The organism is Caminicella sporogenes DSM 14501 (assembly GCF_900142285.1).
GTDB classification, from domain to species: Bacteria; Bacillota; Clostridia; order Peptostreptococcales; family Caminicellaceae; genus Caminicella; species Caminicella sporogenes.
On the sequence record NZ_FRAJ01000035.1, the window covers coordinates 1 to 3,509 of the forward strand.

At 33.9% G+C, this 3,509-nt stretch carries 3 protein-coding genes; all 3 read right to left on the reverse strand.

All coding sequences use genetic code 11. The features are described 5' to 3' along the window. Positions 1-55 precede the first annotated feature (55 nt). Positions 56-1,366 (reverse strand): glycine reductase complex selenoprotein B, encoded by a 1,311-nt coding sequence (grdB, locus tag BUA90_RS11965; protein ID WP_094756887.1) that lies wholly within the window; start codon positions 1,364-1,366, stop codon positions 56-58. Between the two features lie 184 nt (positions 1,367-1,550). Further along, complete coding sequence (gene grdA, locus BUA90_RS11970; protein ID WP_094756888.1) at positions 1,551-2,024, reverse strand: glycine/sarcosine/betaine reductase complex selenoprotein A; 474 nt, start codon at positions 2,022-2,024, stop codon at positions 1,551-1,553. Between the two features lie 33 nt (positions 2,025-2,057). Then, on the reverse strand, positions 2,058-3,344 hold the full coding sequence (locus tag BUA90_RS11975) for a glycine/sarcosine/betaine reductase component B subunit (protein ID WP_072968870.1): 1,287 nt from the start codon (positions 3,342-3,344) through the stop codon (positions 2,058-2,060). Between the last annotated feature and the right edge of the window lie 165 nt (positions 3,345-3,509).

The following is a 3,509-nucleotide window of genomic DNA, read 5'->3' on the forward strand; positions in this document are numbered from 1 at the left end:
TTTTTTATAAGATTTTTGTTAATAAATGGGTGATGAAATCATCACCCATTTATTTCTAATCTTCAAATACTTTTTGACCATCTACTTCGGTTTGAAGAGCCTTAAGAGCTTTTTCAACAATCTTTCTTCTTAGTTTCTTTTCTTCAGCTGGATCTAATGCTGGATTTCCTAATGGATGTGGAATTGCAACAGCAGGTACTATTCTATTAGCTCCAACTGTTAAAGAAATAGGAACTACTGTACATATATGAACAACTGGTATTCCAGCTCTTTCAATCTCTTTAACCATCGTTGCACCGCAACGAGTACAAGTACCTCATGTAGATGTAAGTATAACTGCATCTACTCCATCAGCAACTAATTCTTTAGCAAACTCTGAAGCATACTTTTTAGCATTTGCTACTGATGTACCATTACCTACAGTAGTATAGAAATATCTATGAAGCTTACCAATAACTCCTTCTTTCTCTAAATCTCTTAAAACATCAACTGGCAATACCCTATCTGCATCTTCATTTGCATAAACAGGGTCATATCCACCATGAGCAGTTTCATATGTTTCAGAAGTTAAATCCATTACTCCATCTATATCATATTTACCATATTTAGATGCACTTGAAGATTCTATATGATCAGGATTGCCCTTTGGAACTATACCACCAGATGTCACTAAAGCAACTTTTGCCTTTGACATATCTTTTACAGCTGGATTAGGTGGTACATTGTCAAAGTTAGGCATTGGATACTCTGTAACAAACTTTTCTCCTTTAAGCTTTTTAACAAGCATCTCAACTGCTCTTTCAGAACCTCTCTTATCAAGGAATATATTTTTTCTTACCCCTCTTGCTATATAACCTTCTTCAGAAGGCAAACCTATTTCTTCTCCTTTAACTAATTTTAGAGCAAGTTTTGCCATAGCTGGAACTGCTTTTCTCATTGCAGCAGCTGAATTACCTGTTTCAATGATGTATAAATCTTTTTTAAACATATCTACTCCAGGATTTTCAGGATACATAGCAGTTAATACTGGAATATTTAATTCATCTTTAACAAACTTAGCTATAGTACCACATGCAGTACCATATCTACCAGCATTGAAAGCTGGACCTGCTATAAATAAATCAGGATTATATTCTTTTATCATTTCAAGCACTTTTTGCTTTGCTTCCTCTAAATTTTCATTGAAATATGAGTCGCCACAAATAACAGTAGCAACTATTTCAGCTTCTCCTTTAAAAGCTTTGTTAAGTGCCATACCTGGACCTACTACACCTTCTCTTACTTCAGGTGGAACATCAGCTTTTTCTTCTCCACCTATACCTGCAAAGAATTGATTTATATAATGAACAACTCTAATCTTGCTCATACTTTCCCCCCTCTCATATTTTTACAACGGGAATCAATAACGTACTTACTATGTTAACTAAACTCTTTTATTAAATTTTTTGTCTTTTATTACTTAATAAGTTTCAAAGTCTCAACGAGACTATTTTCAATGGACTTATTTTGAAGGGTTTATATTTCTTAAGGGTTAAAAAATAATATTTTAATTAATATTTACTATATTGTTCTCTTATTGAAGACATTTCTTCAATAATCTCATCAACATTAAGAACCATTTCCATCATACCAACTTGTTCATCATACACATCTGCATCTACAGCTTCTTTAAATTCTGGTTCAACTGCATGATAAACAGCTAATCCTAGTTCTACTCCTGCTAATGGTCCTGCAAACGTTGGGTCTCCAGCTGTAACTGTTTCAGCTGATAATCCTGCTGATTCAGCTTCTGCAGCACCAAATATAACGACAACGTTTTCCGGTCCGTACTTCTCTGCTAATTCTTTAACCCTTCTTTGATTTTCTAAGTCCATTGCTCCTGCAGCAGTTCAGACAAAACATTCTGTAGCTGAATAAACTACTTCAGCACTTTCTACAGTTTTAACACATTCTTCGATAGCTGGTCCTGGAACTCCATCTCTATCGCCTATAATGATTACTTTTTTATTCTCAAGAATACTCACTATTACCATCCTTTCTTGTTTTTTTCTAAATTTTTAGTAAGTAGTTGCAGACATCTTATTAAAACCTAATTCATTTGTAGCTCCAGTAATTACTTGAATTTCTGCTTCAATACTTCCATCAGGTCTTAAACTTCCATCAAATCCTCCAGCTATTTTATCTACATAATCTAATGTACCAATTACTTTCTTCATTGGTGGCAATACAATAATTTCGTTTGCATTACCTCCTGTTACAACTGCATCAGCTTTAGGATCAGCGTCTGCCAATGATTGAGAAGCACCATCTCTTCCTGCATATTCATCTGTTACTATAACTGTTTTAATACCTTCTTCTTCTATTTTCTTACAGTTCATAATCAAATCTGTATCTGGATTTCCAAAACCTTCTTGTGATATTATTACTCCATCTAAACCTAAATATTTAGCTAATTTTGCAGTCCAATTTGAAGACCTTTCTTTATCAGCTAGGTATACGTTTTCATTAGTTATTATAACACCAACAAAATTTATATCTTTACCATGTCTCTTATATAAATCTTCAATAATAGGATTATTTAAATGATGATAAGTTGTATTCTTATCACATGCTGAAACACAGTTACCACTTAATATAGCTCCATCCATTACTTCTGTTGGATAAAGAATAGTTGGAACTATTTTTTTAGCATCTACTCCATAAACATATGTGTCATGAAGAAGCCCTTGAGTTTGAAGCATGTATACATATCCTACTTTTGGAAGTTCTGGATATTCTGCTATTTGTTCAAGCAGTGGTTTAGTTTCATAAGTTTCAATTTCATCTGGCTCTACATCTTTTCCAGCTTTACCTAAATATGTAGCAGCTTTTAATCCTGCCATTCTAACTGCCGCTTCATATTCGTGCTGTTTTAAACCATCTACAGGCTCAATTACTAAACAAACATTATTTAGTTTTGAAAAAGGAGTATACTCTGCACCAGGACCTGTCATGTCTATAATACCTTCCTGAAAACCAACTATTCTACCGCAAGTAACAACTGCAGCACCTTTTAAAACATGAGTACGTCCTGAACCTACTGTAGTAACTTTACTCATTACACCTGGAAAAATACCGCCAGGACCTTCTACTTTTACCCTTGGTTCGATTACATCCTTAACTGGAGTAATTCTCACCTCTTCACCTGGACGAGCTAATTCCACTTCAACATTTTTAATGTGTTCATCTTCCATAATTAAGTTAATAAGTTCTTGCTTGTTTACATACAGTGTTCCTTTTTCAACTTTAGTTGATTCTCCAAATTGAACATCTGTAATATTAATTTTACCTAGTTCTAAACGCACAAGCTTCACCTCCCTTTATTTTTAAGGGCTGTGCTAAGAAACTTAGCACAGCTTAATAAACTAACCTATGTGCTTTTCAATCATTGCTTCAATATTTGCTTTTGTAGCATCTTCTTTAGTTACTTCATCTACTTTTTGTCCATCTTTATAAAGTGCAATTGTTGG